This window comes from Martelella sp. UBA3392, assembly GCF_002358775.1.
Taxonomy (GTDB): Bacteria; Pseudomonadota; Alphaproteobacteria; order Rhizobiales; family Rhizobiaceae; genus Martelella; species Martelella mediterranea.
In genome coordinates this window covers 1-4755 of the sequence record NZ_DEPM01000042.1, presented here as the reverse complement: position 1 = coordinate 4755, position 4755 = coordinate 1, and the positions used below count along the sequence as shown (strand labels likewise).

General features: G+C 64.9%; 5 protein-coding genes. 1 reads left to right on the top strand and 4 read right to left on the bottom strand.

Annotated features, from left to right (window positions below):
* On the bottom strand, positions 1-1292 hold a 1292-nt coding region (locus B4E36_RS03395), incomplete at its 3' end, for a pseudouridine synthase (protein WP_345899972.1).
* A 69-nt stretch (positions 1293-1361) separates the two neighbouring features.
* Here B4E36_RS03395 and B4E36_RS03390 point away from each other — a divergent pair.
* Positions 1362-1817 carry a nucleoside deaminase gene (locus B4E36_RS03390; RefSeq protein ID WP_292055378.1) on the top strand — a complete coding sequence of 152 codons (456 nt, stop codon included), beginning with the start codon at positions 1362-1364 and terminating at the stop codon, positions 1815-1817.
* Here B4E36_RS03390 and B4E36_RS03385 read toward each other — a convergent pair.
* From B4E36_RS03385 to B4E36_RS03375, 3 genes are all read right to left on the bottom strand, one after another.
* Positions 1809-2294, bottom strand: coding sequence for a GNAT family N-acetyltransferase (locus B4E36_RS03385; protein ID WP_345899971.1), 486 nt, complete (start codon positions 2292-2294; stop codon positions 1809-1811). The two genes, B4E36_RS03390 and B4E36_RS03385, sit on opposite strands and share 9 nt — an antisense overlap.
* A 19-nt stretch (positions 2295-2313) precedes the next feature.
* The gene (locus B4E36_RS03380) at positions 2314-2982 is read right to left on the bottom strand and encodes a hypothetical protein (RefSeq protein ID WP_292055376.1); all 669 of its coding nucleotides are present in this window, start codon (positions 2980-2982) and stop codon (positions 2314-2316) included.
* Positions 2983-3150: 168 nt separating this feature from the next.
* Positions 3151-4755: class I tRNA ligase family protein (locus tag B4E36_RS03375; RefSeq protein ID WP_345899970.1), on the bottom strand; the 1605-nt coding region annotated here is incomplete at its 5' end.

The following is a 4755-nucleotide window of genomic DNA, read 5'->3' as shown; positions in this document are numbered from 1 at the left end:
CCGGCCTCACGCGGCTTGCGCGGTCCCCTGTTCGCCGGCTTGCCTGCCGGTTTGGCGAACGGCTTGCCCCTGCCGCCGGCCGGTCCGCGCGCGCGCGGCGCATCGCCATCGGCTGGTCCGCTGCGGCGACCATCACGCCGCGCGTCACGGCGCGCATCTTCCTTTGCCTTGTCCTCGGCCTTCTTCTTGGCCTTGGGGCCAAGCGGACGCGCGCCTGGCGCCATCCAGACATTGGCGGCGCGGTTGCGGGTCACGATATCCTTGAACGGCTTTTCGTCATCGCCCTTGCGCTTGGTGTCGAGCCGGTCGCGGCCGCGTTCCGCGCGCTCGCCGCGATCAAGCTTGTCGGGGCGGCGCTTGCCCGGCTCCGCCCGCTTGCCGGGCTCCGGCTTCCAGTTACCGCCGGATTTCGGGGCCTCGTTCTCCGCCTGCTTGTCATTGTAGATCGGCGCGTCGAAATTGGCGCCGGCCTCCTCGATCAGACGCGGGCCGAGCTGGTCACGCAGCGTGCGGCCGCGCACTTCCATCACAGTGCCCTCGGCAATCTCGCCGAGCTGGAACGGCCCATAGGAGATGCGGATCAGGCGGCCGACCTCGAGCCCGAGCGCGCCGAGCACGTTCTTGATCTCGCGGTTCTTGCCCTCGCGAAGCCCCATGGTGATCCACACATTGGAGCCCTGCACCCGGTCGAGCGTGGCATCGATCGCGCCGTAGAGCACGCCATCGACGGCAATGCCATCCTTGAGCTTGTCGAGATCCGCCTGTTCGATCTTGCCGTGGGCACGCACGCGGTAGCGGCGCAGCCAGCCGGTGGCCGGCAGTTCCAGCACCCGCGCCAGCCCGCCGTCATTGGTGAGTAGCAGCAGGCCCTCGGTATTGATGTCCAGACGCCCGATCGAGACCACCCGCGGCAGTTCGCCCGGCAGGTTGTCGAACACGGTCGGGCGGCCCTCGGGGTCGGAATTGGTGGTCACGAGGCCGGCGGGCTTGTGGTAGATCCACAGCCTGGTGCGCTCGATGCCCCGGATTTCCGCGCCATCGACCTCGATCTTGTCTTCGAGCGTGACATTGTGGGCGGGGGTGTCCAGCAGCTTGCCGTTGACCTTCACCCTTCCGTCGAGGATCATCCGCTCGGCATCGCGCCTGGAGGCAACGCCGGCGCGGGCGAGGATCTTGGAAATCCGCTCGCCCTGCTTTTCCTCGCCGACAGCGGCGGGCGCTTCAGCCTTGCGCGGCGGCTTGCCGCCGGCAGGTTTGTTGCCGCGTTTGGGAAACTTGTCTTTTTCGGTCATTGTGCTTTGCCTGTTTGTCCCGATCCTCTATCAGGTCGGGTCAAAGCCGTTAAGAGGAAAGTTACGATAATGCCCGTCGGCAATGATTTCATGGCATTGGCGCTTACCGAGGCCGAAGCGGCGGCAGCGCGCGGCGAGGTGCCGATCGGCGCGGTCGTCGTGCTCGACGGCAGGGTCATCGCGAGCGCCGGCAATCGCACCCGCGAGATGGCCGACCCCACGGCCCATGCCGAAATCCTGGCACTGCGCGAAGCCTGCCGCGAGCTCGGCTCGGAACGCCTGCCCGGCGCGCATCTCTACGTCACGCTGGAGCCCTGCGCCATGTGCGCGGCGGCGATTTCCTTTGCGAGGGTCGAGCGGCTTTACTATGGCGCGGCCGATCCCAAGGGCGGCGGGGTGGATCATGGCGGCCGGTTCTACGACCAGCCGACCTGCCACCACCGGCCCGATGTCTATTCCGGTTTTTCCGAAAGCCGCTCCGCCGAACTTCTGCGGAGCTTCTTCAGCGAAAAGCGCTCAGACTGAACCGTCGGCGACCTTGCGCAAGGTCTCGCCTTCCAGCCGGTAGCGGATCCATTCGTCCTGCGGCTTGCCGCCGATGCCGTCATAAACGCGGATCGCGCCCTCGTTCCAGTCGAGCACGCTCCATTCCATCCGGCCGCAGTTCCTGGCAACGCCGATCTCCGCGACCGCCTTCATCAGTGCCCGGCCGAGACCGCCGCCGCGATGATCGGGCGTCACATAAAGGTCTTCCAGATAGATGCCATTGCGGCCCTGCCAGGTGGAGAAGCTGAAATAGTAGACCGCGAACCCCACCGGCTCGCCATTGGCCTCGGCAATCAGCGCGCCGGTGACGGAGTTTTCGCCAAAGATCGCCTCGGCAAGGCCCTCTTCGCTGGTCTCGACCTGATCGAGCGCCTTCTCAAACTCTGCGAGTTCGCAGACAAAACGATAGATGGCGCCGGCGTCGCTCCGCGTCGCCGGCCGAATGGTGTAACCCATGGCGTCCTCGAAATTCAGGCTATCGCTGACCGGCGTTCTTCGACGATTCCAGGAAGTCGTCGGTCGCGCCGCTGTTGCAGTTGAAGAACAGGAAGCAACTGTCGGGGTCCTTGCCCTCGGCAAGCTTCTTGCGGCGGCGCTCCTTGGCGCGCTCCGGCTCGCCGAGATCGTTCACCGCCGCCGGATTGCTCGGCATGCGGTATTCCTGCGGCGGATCGATGAGATAGCGGCGCTGGCTGATGTCGATCGTGGTCGCTTCCTTCTTCGCCGCGCGGAAAGCCTCAAGCTGTTCCTTTTCGGTCATCTTGCTCGGATCGTCGCCTGCAAGCAGCGGCGAGCGATAGAACGGATTGTCCTTGTTCGCCTCGGCCTCCTCATAGAGGCGGTTGCGCTGCTCTTCCGGCGATTCGACCCAGTTGGGATTGTCGGCGGAGGCAAGCGATTTCTGCGGCGGCGCAAGCGAGGCCATGTTCGTGCCCTTGGTCGGCTTCACGAGGTCGGGGCGCGGCTCGTAATCGATGTCAGGCTGGTCCGGATTGATCACCAGTACGGCCTCGCCGAGGTCTTCGACAAGCTGGGTGGTCGCGGTCTTGCCGGTGCCATAGGTCGGCGCGCCAAGGCAGGCGGAAAGCGATGCCACGCCCGCAAGGGCAATTGCGATCTTCATCGAACGGAGAACGAATGTCATGCGCTGTCTACCAAACCTCCGCGCCGGCGGCGCTTCTTGTTATCAGGTCATCAACCACATTGTGGCGATGAATCCGGCGAAACCGCGACATTCCTAACGCAGAACCACCATTTTCGCAATTCGGCTTATAAACTGGTGGAAAAAGCCGGGAAAGCCCCGGCCTTCGCCTCATCCGGCGAGCGCCGCAAGTTCCCTGAGCGCCGCCGCATCGCGCGCCGACACATCCGGATAGTCCGGATCGGAGCCGACATCCTCGGTCACGCGCCAGGAGCGGGCGCATTTGGTGCCGGTTGCCAGCGCCGGGACCACGGCCACATCAGCCACCTCACGCAGGCGGAAGGCGTCTTCCGGGCCCTTGCCCGCCTCGATGGTGATCGCAGAGGTGATGCAGATTTCCTCGAAATCGCGGCCATCGAGGGCTGCAAGCAGCGTCTCGTCGTCGACATAGACGATGGGTGCTGCCTCAAGCGAGGAACCGATGCGCTTTTCGCGGCGCTCGATTTCCAGCGCCCCGGTAACCACGGTGCGCACCGCGCGGATTTTCTCCCACCTGGCCGCAAGCACATCGTCCTTCCATTCCGCCGGCACATCGGGGAACTGTTCGAGATGCACCGAAACCGCCTCGGGGTTCCGCGACAGCCAGGCCTCGTCCATCGTAAACGGCAGCATCGGGGCAAGCCAGGTGACGAGGCAGTCGAACAGCTTGCGGATGACATGCAGGGCTGCACGGCGGCGCAGGCTCGACGGCGCATCGCAATAAAGCGCATCCTTGCGGACATCGAAATAGAACGCCGACAGCTCGATATTGGCGAAATCGTTCAGCGCGCGGGTGATGCGCTTGAAGTCGAAATCGTCATAGCCCTTGCGCACCAGCGCGTCGAGTTCGGAAAGCCGGTGCAGCATCAGCCGCTCCAGTTCCGGCATATCGGCCAGCGCGATCTCCTCGCCCTGGTCATGGGCGAGCGTGCCGAGCATCCAGCGCAGCGTGTTGCGCAGCTTGCGGTAGCTGTCGACATTGGTCTTGATGATCTGGTCGCCGAGCCGCTGGTCGTCCCAGTAATCGGTGGTCATGACCCACAGACGCAAGATATCTGCGCCGGACTTCTTCATAACGTCCTGCGGCACGACGGTGTTGCCAAGTGATTTCGACATCTTGCGGCCATGCTCGTCCATCGTAAACCCGTGGGTGATCACCGTATTGTAGGGCGCGCGGCCACGGGTGGCGCAACCTTCCAGCAGCGAGGAATGGAACCAGCCGCGATGCTGGTCGGAGCCTTCCAGATAGACGTCCGCCGGCCATTTCAGGTCCGGACGGTCCTCCAGCGTGAAGGTGTGGGTGGAGCCCGAGTCGAACCAGACATCGAGAATGTCGGTGACCATGTCCCACTCTTCATGCGCCCGGTCACCCAGGAAACGCTCGCGCGCGCCATCGGCGAACCAGGCATCCGCGCCCTCGGCCTCGAAAGCTTCGAGGATGCGGGCGTTGACGGCATCATCGACCAGCACATTGCCGGCCTTGTCGGCGAACACGCAGATCGGCACGCCCCAGGCGCGCTGACGGGAGAGCACCCAATCCGGACGGTTCTCGATCATGCCGCGCAGCCGGTTCTTGCCGCCGGCGGGTACGAAACGGGTGTTGTCGATGGCGGCGAGCGCGCGGGTGCGCAGCGTGTCGCCCCCCTCACCCTGCCCCTCTCCCCCCTGGGGAGAGGGGACTGAGAGGCCGCCGCTTGCCGCAGCCTCGCCCTTCTCCCCTGAGGGGAGAAGGTGGCC